The sequence below is a fragment of the Xanthomonas cucurbitae genome (assembly GCF_002939885.1).
GTDB lineage: Bacteria > Pseudomonadota > Gammaproteobacteria > Xanthomonadales > Xanthomonadaceae > Xanthomonas > Xanthomonas cucurbitae.
Genome location: NZ_MDED01000001.1, coordinates 105,637 through 124,073, shown reverse-complemented (window position 1 = coordinate 124,073; position 18,437 = coordinate 105,637). Strand labels below are relative to the sequence as shown.

Genomic DNA, 18,437 nt, shown 5'->3' with positions numbered 1-18,437 from the left:
CGCCGGTGTGGTGAGGTCGATGGCCGCTCTGAACGGCAAACCTGCTAGGCTGCGGCCGGTGCGCGACCTGCAAGTTCATTTCACCCACCGGCAGCAGCCGGATCATTCCCTCAAGCCCGGCGTCCACCGGATCGTACGGCATGCCTCCGGCAGCGTGCGGGTGGTGGCCGATGCGCAGGGGGCGCTGCTGTTGGCGCAGTTCTGCCTGGACCAGCGCGGCCTGTGGCTGCAGGTGGCCAATGGCATCCGCGGCATCCACGTCAACGGACGCCCGGTGCGCCGCATGGCCTTGTTGCGGCCCGGTGATGCGATCTATGCCGATGGCGTGGAGATGCTGCTGCGCAGTGCGCCGTCCAGTGCGCCAGCCAACGATCTGCCGGCCGACGATGCCGGCTTGAGCGAAGTCTGCCTGCTGCTGCGCGGGCTGGGTGGGCGCCATCACGGGCGCAGTTTCACCTTGGATCGCCCGCGCCTGGTCGGCAGCGACCCGGCTGCGGACATCGTCATCGACGACCCGGCCTTCGCTGCCCAGCACGCGCGCCTGGAACGTCATGGCGATCGCGTGCTGATTCGCGATCTCGGCTCGGAAGAGGGCAGCTGGATCAATGGCGTGCAGGTGCGCGATGGCTGGCTGCAGGCCGGCGACCAGGTGGTGTTCGATGCCCGCCACCGGTTCGTGGTGGAAGTGCCGCGCATCCATCACGGCACCACCTGGGATCTCCCCGATCCCGAACCGCCACCACCGTCGCCGCGCGTGGCTGCCGAACCGGCGCGTGCGCCGATGAAGGTCGCCCGCTGGCCGTGGCTGCTGCTCAGCGCGGTGCTGCTGGCGGCGGCGCTGAGCGCCTTGCTGTGGTTCGGCGCGCGCTGAGTTTTTTCCACACCCGCCAGCCCAGCAGGGCCGCAAGAATGCCGGCATACAGCGCCGGCTCGCGGATGTCGGATTTCACCAGCCACCAGAAGTGCAGCACCGCCAGCACCCCGATCGGGTAGATCAGCTGGTGCAGCCGGCCCCAGTTGCGCTTGAGCCGGCGCATCCATCCCTGGGTGGAGGTGATCGCCAGCGGCAGCAACAGCAGCCACGCGGCAAAGCCCACCGTGATATAGGGGCGTTTGAGGATCTCTTCGAGGATCTGCGTCCAGAAGCCGCGCAGGTCCAGGCTGAGGTACACCGCCAGATGCACGCTGGCATAGAAGAACGCATATAGCCCCAGCATGCGCCGGAAGCGGACCAATACCGCATGGCCGGTGAGCTGGCGCAGTGGGGTGATCGCCAGGGTCATCAACACGAAGCGCAGCGCCCACAGCCCGGTGCGGTGCTCGATCTCGGCCACCGGGTCGGCGCCCAGCGCATCGCTGCCGGTCTGCCACACCTGCCAGAACTGCCAGGCGAGCAAGGCGATCGGCAGCAGCGCGGCACCGTGCACCAGGGTCTTGGCGGCGATCAGCGGTGTGGAGGTCTTGGCCATGCGATCTCGAAAAAGAAGATGAGGCGTAGGAGCGCACCTGGGCGCGACAGGGCTTTCCCGGAAATGCCTGTCGCGCCCGGGTGCGCTCCTACGACAGGTCGACTGCCTAGAACCACTTCTTCAGATCCATGCCCGCATACAGCGACGCCACCTGATCGGCGTAGCCGTTGAAGGGCTTGGTCGCAATCCGCTCGGCAAACAGCTTGCTGGCGGTGCCGGCAATGCGGCGCTCGGTCTTCTGGCTCCAGCGCGGGTGATCCACGGCCGGATTGACGTTGGAAAAGAACCCATATTCGGACGGCTGCAGATCGTGCCAGGCGGTTTCGGGCATCTTCTCGACGAAGCGGATTTCCACGATCGACTTGATGCTCTTGAAGCCGTACTTCCACGGCACCACCAGGCGCAGCGGCGCACCGTTCTGCTGCGGCAGCGGCTTGCCGTACAGGCCGGTGGCCAGCAGGGTCAGCGGGTGCATCGCCTCGTCGATGCGCAGGCCTTCGCGATACGGCCAGTTGATCGAGCGGTAGCGTACGCCGGGCATCTGCTGCGGATCGGCCAACGTCGTGAAGGCCACGTACTTGGCCTTGGAGGTCGGCGCAAACCGCTTGAGCACCTCGCCCAGCGGCATGCCGGTCCACGGAATCACCATCGACCAGCCTTCCACGCAGCGCAGCCGGTAGATGCGCTCCTCCGACGCAGTGCCCTTGAGCAGCTCATCCAGCGACAGGCTGCCGGGCTTTTCGCATTCGCCGCTGACCTTCACCGACCACGGTGACAGCTTGAGCGTCTTGGCCGCCTTCGATGGGTCGGTCTTGTCGGTGCCGAACTCGTAGAAATTGTTGTAGCTGGTGACGTCCTCCAGCTTGGTCAGTTCTTCAGCGGTGCGGAAGCCGCTGCGCGCCTGCGCCGGGCTCACCACGGTCTTGGGCGGCGGTGGCGGATCGGCGTCGGCGCAGCCGGCCACGCCCAATGCCGGGGTCAACGCCATCAGTTGCAGCAGCCGACGCCGCTCGCGGTAGACGGACTCATCGGTGATCTGGCTGGCGGGCAGTTGGAAGGCATCGCGAAACGACATGGCAGGCTCCGGCAGTGGCTGCAACGTGAGAGTAACCAACCGGGACAAAAGTTCGCTCCGGCGCACCATCACGTTACGTCATGCCTGGTCAAAAGGATGCAGCTGCAACTTGTTTAGCCGCTGCCAAGCCTGAAGCACTGCGGCATACTAGAAGGCTAGCTCGACAAGGTGTGCCATGACTCGCGCGTTCAATTTCAGTGCCGGCCCTGCGACATTGCCGGAATCGGTCCTGCGCCAGGCGCAGGCGGAGATGATGGAGTGGAATGGCGTGGGCGCCTCGATCGTGGAAATCAGCCACCGCAGCGCCGATTTCATTGCCGTTGCAGCTGCAGCCGAGGCTGACTTGCGCAGCTTGTTGTCGATTCCCGATGACTATGCGGTGCTGTTCACCGCCGGGGGCGCCACCACCATCCAGGCACTGTTGCCGCTGAACTTCGCCGCGCCCGGCCAGGCCGCCGACTACGTCATCAGCGGGCACTGGGGCAAGACCGCAATCAAGCAGGCCGCGCCGTACGTGGATGCGCGCATCGCCGCCGATGCGCAGGCCGAAGGCTTTATCGACATTCCGCCGGTGGCCAGCTGGACCCTGTCGCCGCAGTCGGCCTATGTGCACATCACCGCCAACGAGACCATCCACGGCGTCGAATTCCGCGACGTTCCGGCCGTGGGAACGCTGCCGCTGTTCGCCGATTTCAGTTCCTCCATCGCCTCCGAGCCACTGGAGATCTCGCGCTACGGGCTGATCTATGCCGGCGCGCAGAAGAATCTGGGGCCGGTGGGGATCTCGGTGGTGATCGTGCGGCGCGACCTGCTGGAACGCGCCGGCCAGCCGCGCGCGGATATCTTCAACTATGCCTCGCACCTGGCACGCGATTCGATGCTCAACACGCCGCCAACCTGGAACTGGTATGTGCTCGGGCTGACCGTGAAGTGGATGCTGGAGCAGGGCGGGGTGGACGAATTCGCGCGGCGCAATGCGGAAAAAGCCGCGTTGGTCTATGGCGCCATCGATCGTTCCGGCGGCTTCTATCGCAACCTGGTCAAGCCGGCGGTGCGCTCGCGCATGAACATCCCGTTCTTTCTGCCCGATGAGCAACTCGATGCGTTGTTCGTCAGCGAATCCAAGGCCGCCGGCCTGCTCGCATTGAAGGGCCACAAGGCGGTGGGCGGTATTCGCGCCTCGCTCTACAACGCCATGCCAGTGGCCGGCGCGCAGGCGCTGGTGACCTTCATGCACGACTTCCGGCAGCGTCACGGCTGAGCCCATTTCCAACTGCGGCGCAGGCCGCGCAGGCGCACGCGCCGTCTTTTCGAGGAACGCCCAGCAATGGCACCCAAATCCAGCAAATCCAGGCCCGCCACCGGCGGCAAGCGTCAGTCGGCAGATGCCGCCGGGCAGGCCACAGCGCGCGCGCCGGTGGCCAAGCCGGCCAAGCCGGCCGGCAAGCCCGTCACCGCGGCACCGGTGCTCGCCGATGTGCGCGCCAAGATCGACGAGATCGACCGCACCATCCAGGCGCTGATCGCCGAGCGCGCCAACTTTGCCCATCAGGTCGGCAAGGCCAAGGGCAAGCTGGCCGCTGCCGTGGACTACTACCGCCCCGAGCGCGAAGCGCAGGTGCTGCGCATGGTGGTGGACCGCAACGAAGGCCCGCTCAGCGATGAAGTGCTGGTGCACGTGTACCGCGAAATCATGTCCGCGTGCCTGGCCCAGCAGGAGCCGTTGAAGATCGGCTACCTGGGGCCGGAAGGCACCTTCAGCCAGCAGGCGGTGCTCAAGCACTTCGGGCGCTCGGCGGTGGGCTTGCCGATGGCGACCATCGAAGAAGTGTTCCAGGAAGTGGAAGCCGGCAACGCCGATTTCGGCGTGGTGCCGGTGGAAAATTCCGGCCAGGGCACCATCCAGGTCACCCTGGACATGTTCCTGACCTCCAACCTCAAGATCTGCGGCGAAGTCGAGTTGCGCGTGCATCAGTACCTGCTCTCGCGCAACGGCCGGCTGGACGATATCGAACGCATCTACGCGCATTCGCAATCCTTCGCACAGACCGCCGGCTGGCTGCGTTCGCACCTGCCCAAGGTGGAAAAGATCGCGGTCTCCAGCAATGCCGAAGGTGCGCGCCGCGCGCGTAACGCCGAAGACGCGGCGGCGATCGGCGGCGAGAGCGCCGCGCATGTGTATGGCCTGAAGAAGGTCATCATGAAGTCGATCGAAGACGACGACGACAACACCACGCGCTTCCTGGTGATCGGCCGGCAGATCTTTCCTTCGTCCGGGCACGACCGCACCTCGGTGCTGGTGTTCATCCACGACAAGCCAGGCGCCTTGTTCGACGTGCTCAGCCCGTTCGCGCGGCATGGCATCAGCATGAACCGCATCGAATCGCGGCCTTCGCATCAGGCCAAGTGGGAATACGGCTTCTTCATCGATCTGGTCGGCCATGTGGACGACGAGGCGATGATGCAGGCGCTGGCCGAGCTGGAAGCGCATTCGGCACAGATCAAGGTGCTGGGTTCGTATCCGGTGGCCATCCCCTGAGCCTGCATGCCCGGTTCCGGGCAGTCACCGGCGCGCTGGCGCTTCGGCGATGACGGCGCCGCCATTTCTTATCAAGCGCATCGCCCTATACGGCGATGCCGCAGCATTCGGATCATTTGCATGAGCAGCAGCACCCAACACTGGATCGCGCAGCAAGGCAGTGCCTTGCGCGGCACCCTGGCCATTCCCGGCGACAAGTCGGTCTCGCATCGGGCGGTGATGTTCGCCGCACTCGCCGATGGCGTGTCGCAGATCGACGGCTTTCTGGAAGGCGAAGATACGCGTTCAACGGCAGCCATTTTCGCCAAGCTGGGTGTGCGTATCCAAACGCCATCGGCCTCGCGGCGCATCGTGCATGGCGTGGGTGTGGATGGCTTGCAGCCGCCGTTCGAGGCGCTGGACTGCGGCAATGCCGGCACCGGCATGCGGCTGCTGGCCGGCCTGCTGGCGGCGCAACGCTTCGACAGCGTGCTGGTGGGCGACGAGTCCCTGTCCAAGCGGCCGATGCGGCGAGTGACCGGCCCGCTGGCGCAAATGGGCGCGAAGATCCAGACCCGGGACGATGGCACGCCACCGTTGCAGGTGCAGGGCGGGCAGGCATTGCACGGCATCGACTTCGTCTCGCCGGTGGCCAGTGCCCAGGTCAAATCGGCGGTGCTGCTGGCCGGGTTGTACGCGCAGGGCGAGACCTCGGTGAGCGAGCCGCATCCCACGCGCGATTACACCGAACGCATGCTGTCGGCGTTCGGCGTGGAGATCGACTTTTCGCCCGGCAAGGCGCGCCTGCGCGGTGGCCAGCGCCTGCGTGCCACCGACATCGCGGTGCCGGCCGATTTTTCGTCGGCGGCGTTCTTCATTGTCGCCGCCAGCATCGTTCCAGGCTCGGAGGTGGTGTTGCGTGCGGTGGGCCTGAATCCACGCCGCACCGGGCTGCTGGCAGCGCTGCGCCTGATGGGCGCGGATATCAGCGAGCAACACCATGCCGAACATGGCGGCGAGCCGGTCGCCGACCTGCGCGTACGTTATGCCCCGCTGCATGGCGCGCAGATTCCCGAAGCGCTGGTGCCGGACATGATCGACGAGTTTCCCGCGCTCTTCGTGGCAGCGGCCGCAGCCTCCGGTCAGACCGTGGTCAGCGGCGCGGCCGAACTGCGGGTCAAGGAATCGGACCGTCTGGCCGCGATGGCGACCGGACTGCGCAAGCTGGGCATTCAAGTGGACGAAACGCCCGATGGCGCCACCATTCATGGCGGGGCCATCGGCAGCGGCGTGATCGACAGTCATGGCGACCATCGCATTGCAATGGCCTTTGCGATTGCCGGGCAGCTGTCTACCGGCAAGGTGCAGATCAACGATGTGGCGAACGTGGCCACCTCGTTCCCGGATTTCGACACCCTGGCGCAGGGCACCGGTTTCGGACTCAGCGCTGCGCGCTGAATTCCACCGGCACCTGCACGGTGCTGACCACCGCATGCCCGTCGCGCGTGGCGGGCTCGAAACGCCATTGCTGCAGGCTGCGCACCACCGCCGCATCCAGACGAGGGTCGTTGCTGCCCGCGCGCTCGACGATGGTCACCTCATTCACGCGTCCTTGCACATCCAGCTGCAGCCGCGCAGTCCGGCTGCCTTGCAGACCCGCACGCGCCAGCTCGGCCGGGTAGGTTGGCAATGCATTGCCGGGTAGCGGAATTGCCTCCCCGCTGCTGACCGGCGCGCGCGCCGGCTGGTGCGGCACCATGGTCATCGCGTGGGGTCCATCGGCGCTAGGCAGGATCTGACGGCTGGCCGCCGGCGCAGGGGCGGTATCGGTGGCGAACGATTCGTCGGCATGTCGTGCCCACCACCAGCTGGGAATCACCACCAGCAACGCGACCAGGGTCGCCCACAGCCACGGTGAGGCCCCGTCACTGGGCGTCTCCTGCCTGCGCGCGGTGGCGGCCCTTGGCAAAGCGGGGCGATGCGATGAGGGATTCGAGGTGAAGGACATGGCCGGCCTCCTGGCACATCGGTGGGATGACCGGGCCAGTCTGTTCGGCGTTGCCTGAGGGGCAGCTAAGGCGAGGGCCGTGTCGATGCACGCAAGCGGGGTCGGGATTCAGCTTAGTGACGCTAACGGGACACCCGGCGCAGCGTGCGGTAACCGTTTCAGTTCACGTTTTAACAGTCTTTTACCGAGCATCGGTTGCCGACGCTTGCCGGCTTCGAACTCGCACTACGCGCGCTGTTAGCCCAGCTTACTGCGCCGGCTTGAACTGGAACGGGACATCCAGGCTACCGGCCACCGGCTGGCCGCTGTTCTGCGCCGGATGGAAACGCCAGTGCCGCACCGCCTCCATCGCCGCGCGGTCCAGGTCGCGCGAGCCGCTGCGCTGCACCAGGGTGACCCCGCCCGGATTACCGGCTGCGTCCACATCCACGCGCACGACCACCTCGCCGGCATCGCCGCGCCGCAATGCTGCCGACGGATAGCGCGGTGGCGGCATCTGGCCCTGCATCGGAACCGGACGGTGGCCGCCGGCCACCGGCGCGGCGGTCGGCGTGCCTGGCGCACCAGCAACCGCGTCTTCGGGCAGCGGGGCCGGTGCTGGCGGAGGGGGGGGCGCGGTTTCCACCAGGGCGGGGGTGTCTTCCGGCGGTTTGGCCTGCGGCATATCGCTGGCGCCATCCTGCGCGGGCAACGGCGCCGGCAGCGGTTGGATGGCTTGCGCGTCCGTCGGCGCGCTGGCGCTCGGCGGCGCCGGCGCCGCCTTGTAGAAGTCGTCCTTGCGGCCGGTGGCCCAGACCAACAGGAACAGCAGCAGGCCGGCGCCGAAGGCAATGCCGGCAATTTTCAGGGTATGGCGGGGCAGACGCAGGACGATCTGGCGATCGGACGCAGGGCGGGGCGCGGGCATAGGACTCACCTGAAGGATCGCCGCAATTCTGGCATAGCCCCGGTGAATCGATCGCAGCAGGTGGCGGAACAGGCGATAATCCCAGGCTCCCACCGACACACAGACTTCCGATGCTAGATCCGGCCCTGCTTCGCCAACATCCCGCCGACCTTGCCGAGCGCCTGCGCAGCACGCGCGGCTTCTCCCTGGATACCGCGGAACTGGAGTCGCTGGAGAGCGAGCGCAAGCGCATCCAGGTGCGCACGCAGGAATTGCAGAGTCAGCGCAATTCCAAGTCCAAAGCGATCGGGCAGGCCAAGGCCAAGGGCGAGGATGTCACTGCGCTGATGGCCGAGGTGGCCGGTTTCGGCGATGAGCTCAAGGCCTCCGAAGACGCGTTGGAGATGATTCGCGCCAAGCTGGAAACCATCGCGCTGGGCCTGCCCAACCTGCCGGCCGACGATGTCCCGCACGGCAAGGACGAGGCCGACAACGTGGAGCAGTCGCGCTGGGGCACCCCGCGCACCTTCGACTTTGCGGTCAAGGACCACGTGGAACTCGGCGCGCCGCACGGCTGGCTGGATGGCGAAACCGCCGCCAAGCTCTCGGGCGCACGTTTCACCGTGTTGCGCGGGCCGATCGCGCGCCTGCACCGCGCGCTGGCGCAATTCATGCTCGACCTGCACGTCGGCGCGCACGGCTATGAAGAAACCAATGTGCCGCTGCTGGTCAACGCCGATTCGATGCGCGGCACCGGGCAGTTGCCCAAGTTCGAAGAGGATCTGTTCCAGACCGAAGTGGGCGACTCGCGGCGTTATCTGATCCCCACCTCCGAAGTGCCGCTGACCAATATCGTGCGCGAGGAGATCATCGATGCCGAGCGCCTGCCGCTGCGCATGACGGCGCATTCGCTATGCTTTCGCGCCGAAGCCGGCAGCGGTGGCCGCGATACCCGCGGCATGATTCGCCAGCACCAGTTCGAGAAGGTCGAGCTGGTCACCGCCTGCGCGCCGGAACACAGCGATGCCGAACACCAGCGCATGACCCGCTGCGCCGAGGTGGTGCTGGAACAGCTCGGCCTGCCGTATCGCAAGGTGCTGCTGTGCACCGGCGACATGGGCTTTTCCGCGGTCAAGACCTACGACCTGGAAGTCTGGCTGCCGTCGCAGAACACCTATCGCGAAATTTCCTCGTGCTCCAACTGCGGCGATTTCCAGGCGCGGCGCATGCAGGCGCGCTGGCGCAACCCGGCCAGCGGCAAGCCGGAACTGCTGCATACCCTCAACGGCTCGGGCACGGCGGTGGGCCGCGCCATGATCGCGGTGATGGAGAACTACCAGAACGCCGATGGCTCGATCGACGTGCCGCAGGTGCTGCGTCCGTACATGGGTGGGCTGGAAAAGATCGGTTGATGCCACTTGGGCAGCCCAGGGGCGCGCATCCGCACATGAATCACGCGATTCGCGCAGTGCGCGAAGTGCTGTGACGATGGCTTTGAAACTGCGCGCTCAAGCCAGCACTTCTTCCGGCTGCCGCAGCGCTGCCAGTGCCTGCGCAAGCGCGTCGCTGCGATGCTGCGGCGAGTAGGCAACGCCTTCCGCACGCACGAAGCTCACCTCGGCGATGCCCAGAAAGCCGAATACCTGTCGCAGGTACGGTTCCTGGAAATCGTTGCTCGTCTCGGGATAGATGCCACCACGCGCGCTGGCGATGATGACGCGCTTGCCGCCGGCCAAGCCTTCCGCTCCCGTGGCGGTGTAGCGAAACGTGCGCCCGGCCACCGCGATCCGGTCGATCCACGCCTTCAGCGTGGAGGGAATGCTGAAGTTGTACATCGGCGCCCCGATCACGATGACGTCGGCCTCCAGAAATTGCTGCATCACCTGCTCGGCGGCGGCAGCCTCGGCCGCATCGGCCTGCACCAGCGACTGGCCGGTGAGATGGGGGATCGGGTCCCGGTCCAGATCGCGGTAGCTCACCTGTAGGTTCGGATGAAGCAGGCGCTGCTGCGCCACCACGGCAGCACTGAGTTCGCGACTGATGGAGTTGGCACCCAGGGCGCTGGAATCGAGATGGAGCAGCTTCATGGCGAGGACCTGATGACATGCGGCAGTGCCGCGGAGGGGGGCAGCCTAGGTCGTTGCTCTGTTGGGATAAAGGTGGTTAAATATAACTTATCGTTCTATCCATGGATGTCTGCGCCATGCACGACCTGAATGACTTGTATTACTTCGCGATGGTGGTGGACCACGGCGGCTTCGCCGCCGCCGAGCGCGCGCTCGGCATCCCCAAATCGCGCCTGAGTCGGCGCATCAGCCAGCTCGAAACCGACCTGGGCGTACGCCTGCTGCAGCGCTCCACGCGCCGCTTCGCGGTGACCGACGTGGGCACCAGCGTGCACCGCCATGCCCAGACCATGCTGGCCGAGGCCCAGGCCGCGCGCGAGGTGGTGGATCGTCTCAGCGCCGAGCCGCGCGGTCTTGTCCGGGTGAGCGTTCCTGTCTCGCTCGCGCAGATCCAGTTGCCCAAGCTGCTGCCGGAATTCCTGGCCAAGTACCCCAAGGTGCGGCTGCAGCTCAATATCAGCAACCGCCGTGTGGATGTCATCAACGAAGGCTACGACATCGCCCTGCGCGTGCGTTCGCGCCTGGATGACGACGGCAGCCTGGTGATGCGCAGCTTCGGCCAGGTACAGGAATTGTTGGTGGCCAGTCCCAAGTACCTGGATCGCGCCGGGCGCCCCAAGGACCCCAGCGAACTGGCCAACCACACCACCATGAGCACCAGTGAGGACGAAGCGCACCAACGCTGGGAACTACACGGCCCCAACGGCGAAATGCGCCGCGTGGACCTGCAGCCGCGGCTGGCCGGATTCGACTTCCCGCTGCTGCAATCGATGGCGCGCGATGGCTTCGGCATCACCATGCTGCCGGAAACCGTCTGCGCCGAAGCAGTGCGCAGTGGCGAACTGGAAGTGGTGCTGCCGCACTGGTCGCTGCCGCAGGGCATCTGCCACGCCGTGTTCGCCTCGCGTCGCGGCCTGCTGCCGGCCGTGCGAGTGTTCATCGACTTCCTGGCCGAACACCTGCCGCAGGAGATCGAACGCTCGCGCCTGGATTGCGGCGGCAACTGCGCCGAACTGGCGGAAAAGCTCAAGCGTGCCGCCGGCACTGCGCCGCGCTTGGCAGTGGCCGTGGCCGAGGCTGGCTGAGCAGTGGTGGCCGCAGTCGGCTGAGCACGGTGTTTGGCCGCCGCGGCTGGCGGACCGGTTAGTCGGCAGTCCGCGAGCTGCTCGTCAGTCAGTTCGCTTCAGGCTTCGGCAGGCTGCACGGGTGCGTAGATGCAGCCCGCCAACCACAACGTATAGCGGCCGGCTACTAACAGCGCCGCGTCGCACGGCGACTGCGCCAGCCCCAGAAGCGAGTGGCGTCACCAAGCAGAACGCGCCCGGGCATGCGAGAATGCGCGCCCGGGAGCAATCCTGGGAGTGGTGGATCCGCACAAGATGCCCGTGCGGCTACCGTCAGGCGTCACCCGCGCAACGCGGGCCGCCAGCGTGACAGCCGATGCCTTCGGCGGTTACGCACAGCAGCATCGGAGAGATGGCCGAGCGGTTTAAGGCACCGGTCTTGAAAACCGGCGAAGGGTCAAACCTTCCGTGGGTTCGAATCCCACTCTCTCCGCCAACTGGAGTGCAAGGCATCGAGACCACCCTTGTCCTCAGGTCTCGTCCATCTGTTGCATCTGATGCCTCTCACTTACGCGCCTGCATGATCGCCTGCAGGCAGCGCTTCCATGGGTCACATCACCACTGCATTGACCTTGAACACTTCCACCGCGCGGTTGAGTTGCACGGAGTGTTCTTCCAGCGCATGTGCGGCGGTACTCGCGGCTTCTACCAGGCGTACATTCTGCTGGGTGGTTTCATCCATCTGGGCGATGGTGTGATTGACCTGTTCGATGCCGCCGGCCTGTTCCTGCGAGGCGGCGGAGATGTTGGCCATGATGTCGGTGACGTGCTGGACGCTGGTGACGACTTCGCCCATGGTGGTGCCGGCGGTGTGCACCAGTGCCGAGCCGTCGGTGACGCGTTGTACCGAGTCGTCGATCAGTCGCTTGATTTCCTTGGCGGCATCGGAGGAGCGGTGCGAGAGGGTGCGTACTTCCGATGCAACCACGGCGAATCCGCGGCCTTGTTCGCCTGCGCGTGCGGCTTCGACGGCGGCATTCAGGGCGAGGATGTTGGTCTGGAAGGCAATGCCGTCGATGACGGAGATGATGTCGGCGATGCGCTTTGAGGCGTCTTCGATGCCGGACATGGTGTCGATGACCTGGTCGACCACATCGCGCCCTTGCGAGGCAATGGCGGCAGCACCAAGCGCGAGCTGATTGGCGCGGCTGGCGTGCTCGGCATTCTGCTTGACGGTGGAGGTCAGCTCTTCCATCGAGGCCGCCGTTTCTTCGAGGCTGGCGGCCTGTTGTTCGCTACGGCGCGCCAGTTCCTGATTGCCACTGGCGATGTCTTCGGCGGCAAAACCAATACTGTTGGAGGTGGTCTGGATCTGGGTGACGATGTCGGTGAGCCGGTGCACGGTGCTGTTGGCATCGTCGCGCATGGCGGCGAACACGCCGTGGAAATTGCCGGACATGCGCACGGTGAGGTCGCCGTCGGCGATGGCGCGCAGCAGCTCGGAGAACCGGGCCAGGTTGGTGTCGGCGGTGGCCATCATGGTGTTGAGGTTCTCCACCATCAGGCGGAAGTCGTGCTCGAAGTGGTCTGGGTGGCCACGCAATGCGAAGTTGCCGGCGCAGGCTGCCTGGGTGAGAGCATGGATCTGCGCATTGATGGCGCGCAGGTTCTGTTTTACCTGCTGCATGGTGGTGGTGATGACGGCCTTTTCGCCGGGGTACTGCTCGATCTCCGGTGTCAGGTCGCCCACCGCGTAGCGACCCATCACCTCGGTCATGCGCAGCTGGGTCTGCACATGCGCGTCCACCAGTGCGTTGGTGTCCTGCACCATGTGGCCGTATTCGCCGGGAAAGCGCTGCGCGTCGGTACGGTAGCTGGTCTGGCCGGCGTCATGGCGGGCAGCCATGTCGCGTTGCGCCGAGATCACTTCGTGCAGGCGCAGTTGCATCTGCTGCATCGCGCGCAGCAGTTGGCCGGACTCGTCATTGCCGGCCTGGGCGTCTTTACTGCGCAAATCGCCTTGGCTGATGCGTTGTGCCAGCTGCAGCGACTGGCGCAGCGGCAGCACCACGCTGCGGGTCAGCAGGAGGGCAATGGTGGCGCCGAGCAGCAGGGCGACGACGGTGGAGAGCACCATCAGCATCGCAAAACCGCGTGCGGTGGCAACGGCATCCTTGGCCGCCGCACGGTTCTTGGCCTCCTGCAGGTCGATGAAGGCATTGATGCTGGCCAGCCAGTCGATGAAGGCCGGGCGTGCCTGTTGCAGCAGTTGCTGCTCGGCGTGCGGTTTGTCGGCGGCTTCGCGAAACCCACGCACCTGGGCGATCAACGGCATGGTGCGTTGTTCGACGGTCTTGATCCGCTGGAGGATGGCTTTTTCGTTGGTGTCGGTGGAGGCGGCCAGCATGTCGTCCAGCGGCTGCGCCGAGCGTGCGTAGTCGGCGGCAAGCTTGTCGATCAACTGCTCGGCGGCGTGGCGCTCTGCCGGGTCGTCCAGCAGGACCACGTCGCGTAAGGCGATCGCGCGATCGTGCACGCTGCCGCGGAAGTTGATTGCATAGCGTTGTTTGACGCTATTGACTTCGTTGATGGCGGTGAGCTGCCGGTCGATGCTTCGCACGCGCTGGATGCCGACCACGGTGAGGATCACCATCAGCACGATGATGGTGAGAAAGCCAAGGGCCAGGCGTTGGCCGATGCGTAGATTCGAAAGGAAGTGCATAGGGAGTGATCCACGATCCGGCTGACGGGAGAGCAGGGCGCCCCGGCGGCGGCAAGGGCGTGACGCACACGAGATGATGCTGCCATTGACACGCGGGGCGCGTGCAAGGGACTGATGGCAACTTGTTGGTTAGCGGCCTCGGCAGCCGATTCTTGACTCGCTGGGAGGGGTCCATTTGGGGCGGGAAGGGGCTGTCCTCGCTGATTCGTGCCGTACAACACAGTTGTAGCCTGCCAACCGGTGTCGTAGGCGACGCGCGGTGTTGAGGAGCGCGATTCAGCGACTGCGCAATGTGCTGCTGGACGCGACCCGCAGCACGCCAGATGATGGGCGCCTGCGGGCACCCGCCGCCGTAATGCGGGGGCCCCTGTCTTTCAGTTCTTTCCATGGTTTGAAACGATGCATCTGTGTATGACTGGTAGGGTTCTCACTGCCTATGCGGCGATCTCGCGCGGCAAGGCGCGCACGTACCTGCGAATCTGGGGGAGGCCGCTTTCGTGAGCGCCTCCTTCCCGCACGGCGACAGTGCCATGGCCCATGCGATACGCACGTACGATTGGAACTCCACACCGCTGGGGCCGAGTGCGCAATGGCCTCCCGCCATGCGTAATGCGCTCGACCTGATGCTTTCCTCGCCGGAAAGCATGTATGTGGTGTGGGGCGATGCACTGATCTTCTTCTATAACGATGCGTACGCCCCGATCCTGGGGCCACGCCGGGCACAGGCGCTGGGCGCCCCGCTGAAGGCGTTGTGGGCCGATGCCTGGGACGCGGTGCGCGAGCCGATCGAGGCGGCGTTCGCCGGGCGGGCCTCGCGTTTCGAGGAAATGCCGATCGGCATGAACCGCTATGGCACGCCCGAGCAGACTTGGTGGACGTTTTCGTTTTCTCCGATCTATCTTGACGATGGCAAGGTGGGCGGCGCCTTCTGCGTCACCAACGAGGTCACCGCGCGCATGGTGGCGCAGGCACGGCTGGCGGACGAGCACGAACGCCTGATCCGGCTGTTCGAGCAGGCGCCGATGTTCATGGCATTCCTGAGCGGGCCGCAGCATCGTGTGGAATTCGCCAACCCCTGTTATTCGCGCCTGATCGGCCACCGCAGTGTGATTGGGCGGCCATTGGCCGAGGCGTTGCCGGATGCGGTGGAGCAGGGGCATCTGCGGCACCTGGACGAGGTGTATCGCTCCGGGCAGGCGTACGCGGCCAATGCGGTGGAGTACCACGTGCAGGTCACGCCCGGCGGGCCGACGCAGCGGCGGTTGCTGGACCTGTTCTATCAGCCGATCGCCGGTGCCGACGGCGCTGTGTCCGGTATCTTCGTGCAGGGGTTGGACATCACCGAGCGCATCAATCTTGAACGCGCCGTGCGCGTGGCGGAGATACGCAACCGGCAGATCCTGGATAGCGTGATGGACTACGCCATCGTCGCCACCGATCTGGACGGGCGCGTCACCCTGTGGAACGAGGGGGCGCAGCGGACGCTGGGCTGGAGCGAGGCCGAAATGCTGGGACAGACGCTGGAACGTGCGTTCACGCCTGAAGACGTCGCGCGTGGCCAGCTGTTGATCGAGGCGGCTGCGGCGCTGGAGAGTGGCAGTGGCATGGACGAGCGCTGGCACGTGCGCAAGTCTGGCGAGCGCTTCTGGGCCAATGGGTCGCTGATGGTGCTGCGCGAGGAGACCGGCATGGCGATCGGGTTCGTCAAGGTGTTGCGTGACCGCACGGCCGAGCGGTTGGCCAGCGAGGCGCTGGTGAAGAGCGAGCGCCGGCTGGATGCCCTGGTGCGTGCGTCCTCGCAATCGATCTTCTCAGCCACTGCCGACTGGGGTGCATTGCGTCTGCACGTGGGCGAAGGCCTGCTGGAAGGCGGCGATCTGCCGGGAAAGGTGGGCTGGCAGCAGGAATGGATCCATGCGGGCGACCGCGCGCAGCTGGCCAATGCCATTACCGCAGCGATCGATGGCAAGACCAGCCTGGAGTTGGAGGTGCGCGTGAGGCATAGCGACCAGCGCCTGCGCTGGATGCTGCTGCGCGCGGTGCCGCTGCTGGATGCGCACGGCGCCATCGAGCAATGGTTCGGTACTGCATCGGACGTCACCGACAGACGCAAGGCCGAAGAACAATTGCAGCTGTTTACCAACACCCTGGAAGAGCGCGTGCGCGAGCGCAGCGCCGCGTTGCTGTTGGCCGAGGAGAAGCTGCGCCAGAGCCAGAAGATGGAAGCAGTAGGGCAACTGACCGGCGGGCTGGCGCACGACTTCAACAATCTGCTGACCTCCATCACGATGGGCCTGGAATTGCTGCAAGCACGCGTTGCGCAGGGCCGTTACGAGCGCCTGGAGCGCTATGTGGAGATGGCACAGGCCAGCGCAGGGCGTGCGGCGGCATTGACCCAGCGGCTGTTGGCGTTCTCGCGCAGGCAGACACTGGCACCCAGTGCAGTGGCGGTGGATGCGCTGGTGGAGGGGATGCGCGAGATCATTGCGCGCACGCTGGGGCCTTCGATCAGCCTGCAGGTGGCGCCGTCGCCGCCGTCGTGGAAGGTGCTGGTGGACGCGCCGCAGCTGGAGAACGTGCTGCTCAACCTATGCCTCAACGCACGCGATGCGATGCCCGACGGCGGCACCTTGACCGTCAGCCTGCACAACCTGTCGCTGGATCCAGACGCGGCCGCGCCGCTGGATCTGCCGGCGGGCGATTATGTGTGCCTGTGCGTGCAGGACACCGGGACCGGAATGACGGCCGAGGTCATGGCCAAGGTGTTCGAACCCTTTTTCACCACCAAGCCCATCGGTCAGGGTACCGGCCTGGGCTTGTCGATGATCTATGGCTTTACCCGGCAATCCGGCGGGCATGTGCGGATCGACTCGGTCGTGGGCGTGGGCACCACCATGTCGGTGTATCTGCCGCGTGTGATCGGTGCGCGGTCGCAGGAAGTGGCGGTACCTGCGCTCGTGCAGCCGCCGTCGCGGTCGCCGGTGCACGCTTGCACGGTGCTGCTGGTGGAGAACGAGATCGCCATCCGCACGCTCATCCGTGAGGTACTGGGCGATGCCGGCTACCGGGTGATCGAGACGGCCGAAGGCAGCGCGGCGATGGAGCGGTTGCGCTCGCAGGAAGCAATTGACCTGTTGGTCACCGATGTCGGGCTGACCGGAGGCTTGAACGGACGCCAGATCGCCGATGCGGGCCGACAGTCGCGGCCCACGCTTCCGGTGCTGTTCGTGACCGGTTACGCGGCCAGTGCGGCAGTAGGCGCGGGGCAACTGGACGCCGGCATGGAGGTATTGACCAAGCCGTTCCAGGCCGCCGAGCTGAAGCGGCGCGTGGCGCGGCTGCTGGAGCGTCGCTCCACGTGACGCCGCACCGTGCGGGTGATGCCGACAAGCCAAGGCTCCGGGCGCAGTAGCGTGCCCGTTCGCCGCGGTCAGCGCCTGGCAGGCGGCGATTGCCGTGCACGTGCCATCGATTCGGCCACGGCGATCTTTTCTGCCACGGCTTGCTGCATCGCCGAGCCGGCGTCCAGCAAACCATGCAGGTGGCGCCAGTGCGCCGTGGCGGCCGCGTAGTCGTGCTGCTGGAAATCGCTGATGCCCAGCAGCCACAAGCCGCGCTGGTTGTCCGGTTCCTGCGCGACTACGTGTTGCAGGCGCGCGCGCGCGTCGGTGTCGATGGCGAAGTCGCTGCGGGTGGCCATGTCGGCCGCGATCCAGCCTACGATGGCAGCGCTGGTGTCGGGCGCAATCTTGAGCGCCTGCGCATAGGCATCGCGCGCCTGCGCGGGCTGGCCGTCGCGCTCGTGCGTCTTGGCCTGCTGCATCCATTCTTCCAGTGCCTGCCATTGCGCCTGTTCTGCCGCGCTCGTGTCTGGTGCGGCTGCCGGTGCGCCGTCGGCGTCAGCGGGTGCGGCGCTGCGGGCCGCCGGCGCTGCGGCGATGGGTTGGGTGATCGCCTGCGGCGCGCCGACCAGCCAATACAACCCGGCGGTGGCCAGCGGCAGGCCCAGCGCCAGCACCAACGGCAGCGCGGTGCGCGAGGTGCCGCTGCTGCCGGCGCGATGGCGCAGCAGTGGCAGCAGCAATAGCAGCACCGCCACGACCACCAGCGCGGCACTGGCGAGCAAGAATCCGGTCATCACCATTCGTCCTCCGCCTGTGGTGCCGCCGGGGTGCCCAGGCGTGCGCGCCGGCGCACGGTGTGGATCACCATGCCCGCGCCGGCGCCCAGCAGCAGCAGCGGCCCGAACCACAGCAGCCAGGTACCACGCTTGACCGGCGGGTCGTACAGCACGAAATCCGAGTAGCGTTCGACCATGTACTGCTTGATCTGCGCATCGCTCCTGCCGGCCTGCAGTTGCGCGAACACCTGATGGCGCAGGTCACGGGCGAGACTGGCGTTGGAATCGGCGAGGTTCTCGTTCTGGCATACCAGGCAACGCAGTTGCGCGGTCAGGCGCTGGAAGCGTGCTTCCTCGGCGGGGTTCTTGAACGGCAGCGGGTCCACGGCCTGCGCCGATAGCGAGGGGGCCAGCAGCATGCCCAGCAGCAGGATCAACAGCAGGCGCAA

Annotated in this window: 15 protein-coding genes, 1 tRNA gene and 1 pseudogene; 9 read left to right on the top strand and 8 right to left on the bottom strand. The window is 66.1% G+C overall.

The genetic code is table 11. The features are described from left to right. Positions 1-58: 58 nt before the first annotated feature. Complete coding sequence (locus tag XcuCFBP2542_RS00575; RefSeq protein ID WP_104601691.1) at positions 59-871, top strand: FHA domain-containing protein; 813 nt, start codon at positions 59-61, stop codon at positions 869-871. Here XcuCFBP2542_RS00575 and msrQ read toward each other — a convergent pair. Further along, on the bottom strand, positions 813-1,469 hold the full coding sequence (msrQ, locus tag XcuCFBP2542_RS00570) for a protein-methionine-sulfoxide reductase heme-binding subunit MsrQ (protein WP_104601690.1): 657 nt from the start codon (positions 1,467-1,469) through the stop codon (positions 813-815). The genes XcuCFBP2542_RS00575 and msrQ overlap by 59 nt on opposite strands. A gap of 106 nt (positions 1,470-1,575) precedes the next feature. Continuing rightward, positions 1,576-2,544: a protein-methionine-sulfoxide reductase catalytic subunit MsrP gene (msrP, locus tag XcuCFBP2542_RS00565; protein WP_104601689.1), complete on the bottom strand. Its 969-nt coding sequence runs from the start codon at positions 2,542-2,544 to the stop codon at positions 1,576-1,578. A 175-nt stretch (positions 2,545-2,719) separates the two neighbouring features. Here msrP and serC point away from each other — a divergent pair, with 175 nt between their 5' ends. From serC to aroA, 3 genes are all read left to right on the top strand, one after another. Continuing rightward, positions 2,720-3,805: a 3-phosphoserine/phosphohydroxythreonine transaminase gene (gene serC / locus XcuCFBP2542_RS00560; RefSeq protein ID WP_104601688.1), complete on the top strand. Its 1,086-nt coding sequence runs from the start codon at positions 2,720-2,722 to the stop codon at positions 3,803-3,805. A gap of 66 nt (positions 3,806-3,871) precedes the next feature. Further along, on the top strand, positions 3,872-5,083 hold the full coding sequence (gene pheA, locus XcuCFBP2542_RS00555; RefSeq protein WP_104601687.1) for a prephenate dehydratase: 1,212 nt from the start codon (positions 3,872-3,874) through the stop codon (positions 5,081-5,083). Positions 5,084-5,203: 120 nt separating this feature from the next. Continuing rightward, complete coding sequence (gene aroA, locus XcuCFBP2542_RS00550) at positions 5,204-6,520, top strand: 3-phosphoshikimate 1-carboxyvinyltransferase (RefSeq protein WP_104601686.1); 1,317 nt, start codon at positions 5,204-5,206, stop codon at positions 6,518-6,520. On the opposite strand, the gene XcuCFBP2542_RS00545 is transcribed toward aroA, so the two are convergent. Continuing rightward, on the bottom strand, positions 6,504-7,070 hold the full coding sequence (locus XcuCFBP2542_RS00545) for an energy transducer TonB (protein WP_104601685.1): 567 nt from the start codon (positions 7,068-7,070) through the stop codon (positions 6,504-6,506). The genes aroA and XcuCFBP2542_RS00545 overlap by 17 nt on opposite strands. Before the next feature lie 247 nt (positions 7,071-7,317). Further along, positions 7,318-7,977: an energy transducer TonB gene (locus XcuCFBP2542_RS00540; protein ID WP_167526852.1), complete on the bottom strand. Its 660-nt coding sequence runs from the start codon at positions 7,975-7,977 to the stop codon at positions 7,318-7,320. Positions 7,978-8,087: 110 nt separating this feature from the next. Here XcuCFBP2542_RS00540 and serS point away from each other — a divergent pair, with 110 nt between their 5' ends. Next, a complete protein-coding gene (serS, locus tag XcuCFBP2542_RS00535) occupies positions 8,088-9,368 on the top strand; it encodes a serine--tRNA ligase (RefSeq protein ID WP_104601684.1) in 1,281 nt (426 codons plus the stop codon). 96 nt (positions 9,369-9,464) lie between these two features. Here the strand turns inward: serS and XcuCFBP2542_RS00530 are convergent, their stop codons facing one another. Beyond that, a complete protein-coding gene (locus XcuCFBP2542_RS00530; RefSeq protein WP_104601683.1) occupies positions 9,465-10,043 on the bottom strand; it encodes an FMN-dependent NADH-azoreductase in 579 nt (192 codons plus the stop codon). Positions 10,044-10,144: 101 nt separating this feature from the next. On the opposite strand from XcuCFBP2542_RS00530, the gene XcuCFBP2542_RS00525 reads away from it, so the two are divergent. Both XcuCFBP2542_RS00525 and XcuCFBP2542_RS00520 read left to right on the top strand, forming a co-directional pair. Then, complete coding sequence (locus XcuCFBP2542_RS00525; protein ID WP_104601682.1) at positions 10,145-11,167, top strand: LysR family transcriptional regulator; 1,023 nt, start codon at positions 10,145-10,147, stop codon at positions 11,165-11,167. A 385-nt stretch (positions 11,168-11,552) separates the two neighbouring features. Then, positions 11,553-11,642: transfer RNA gene (locus XcuCFBP2542_RS00520), tRNA-Ser, on the top strand. 114 nt (positions 11,643-11,756) lie between these two features. On the opposite strand, the gene XcuCFBP2542_RS00515 is transcribed toward XcuCFBP2542_RS00520, so the two are convergent. Further along, a complete protein-coding gene (locus XcuCFBP2542_RS00515) occupies positions 11,757-13,868 on the bottom strand; it encodes a methyl-accepting chemotaxis protein (RefSeq protein ID WP_104601681.1) in 2,112 nt (703 codons plus the stop codon). 497 nt (positions 13,869-14,365) lie between these two features. Here XcuCFBP2542_RS00515 and XcuCFBP2542_RS00510 point away from each other — a divergent pair. Further along, a pseudogene (locus XcuCFBP2542_RS00510) lies at positions 14,366-16,792 on the top strand (hybrid sensor histidine kinase/response regulator); the annotation flags it as partial. Beyond that, positions 16,769-17,230, top strand: coding sequence for a response regulator (locus tag XcuCFBP2542_RS20265; RefSeq protein ID WP_425477972.1), 462 nt, complete (start codon positions 16,769-16,771; stop codon positions 17,228-17,230). The pseudogene XcuCFBP2542_RS00510 and the gene XcuCFBP2542_RS20265, both read left to right, overlap by 24 nt. A gap of 68 nt (positions 17,231-17,298) precedes the next feature. Here the strand turns inward: XcuCFBP2542_RS20265 and XcuCFBP2542_RS00505 are convergent, their stop codons facing one another. Beyond that, positions 17,299-18,006: a tetratricopeptide repeat protein gene (locus XcuCFBP2542_RS00505; RefSeq protein ID WP_104601808.1), complete on the bottom strand. Its 708-nt coding sequence runs from the start codon at positions 18,004-18,006 to the stop codon at positions 17,299-17,301. Further along, positions 18,006-18,407, bottom strand: a complete 402-nt coding sequence (locus tag XcuCFBP2542_RS00500) for a cytochrome c-type biogenesis protein (RefSeq protein ID WP_104601807.1) — start codon at positions 18,405-18,407, stop codon at positions 18,006-18,008. The genes XcuCFBP2542_RS00505 and XcuCFBP2542_RS00500 overlap by 1 nt, the downstream gene beginning before the upstream one ends. Between the last annotated feature and the right edge of the window lie 30 nt (positions 18,408-18,437).

Excerpts from the sequence above, each read along its gene's own strand:
- serC (WP_104601688.1), top strand. The coding sequence starts at position 2,720 with ATGACTCGCGCGTTCAATTTCAGTGCCGGCCCTGCGACATTGCCGGAA.
- XcuCFBP2542_RS00545 (WP_104601685.1), bottom strand. The coding sequence starts at position 7,070 with ATGTCCTTCACCTCGAATCCCTCATCGCATCGCCCCGCTTTGCCAAGG.
- aroA (WP_104601686.1), top strand. The coding sequence starts at position 5,204 with ATGAGCAGCAGCACCCAACACTGGATCGCGCAGCAAGGCAGTGCCTTG.
- msrQ (WP_104601690.1), bottom strand. The coding sequence starts at position 1,469 with ATGGCCAAGACCTCCACACCGCTGATCGCCGCCAAGACCCTGGTGCAC.
- XcuCFBP2542_RS00515 (WP_104601681.1), bottom strand. The coding sequence starts at position 13,868 with ATGCACTTCCTTTCGAATCTACGCATCGGCCAACGCCTGGCCCTTGGC.
- XcuCFBP2542_RS00540 (WP_167526852.1), bottom strand. The coding sequence starts at position 7,977 with ATGCCCGCGCCCCGCCCTGCGTCCGATCGCCAGATCGTCCTGCGTCTG.
- XcuCFBP2542_RS00505 (WP_104601808.1), bottom strand. The coding sequence starts at position 18,006 with ATGACCGGATTCTTGCTCGCCAGTGCCGCGCTGGTGGTCGTGGCGGTG.
- XcuCFBP2542_RS00525 (WP_104601682.1), top strand. The coding sequence starts at position 10,145 with ATGGATGTCTGCGCCATGCACGACCTGAATGACTTGTATTACTTCGCG.
- XcuCFBP2542_RS00500 (WP_104601807.1), bottom strand. The coding sequence starts at position 18,407 with ATGCTGCTGGCCCCCTCGCTATCGGCGCAGGCCGTGGACCCGCTGCCG.
- msrP (WP_104601689.1), bottom strand. The coding sequence starts at position 2,544 with ATGTCGTTTCGCGATGCCTTCCAACTGCCCGCCAGCCAGATCACCGAT.
- XcuCFBP2542_RS00530 (WP_104601683.1), bottom strand. The coding sequence starts at position 10,043 with ATGAAGCTGCTCCATCTCGATTCCAGCGCCCTGGGTGCCAACTCCATC.
- pheA (WP_104601687.1), top strand. The coding sequence starts at position 3,872 with ATGGCACCCAAATCCAGCAAATCCAGGCCCGCCACCGGCGGCAAGCGT.
- serS (WP_104601684.1), top strand. The coding sequence starts at position 8,088 with ATGCTAGATCCGGCCCTGCTTCGCCAACATCCCGCCGACCTTGCCGAG.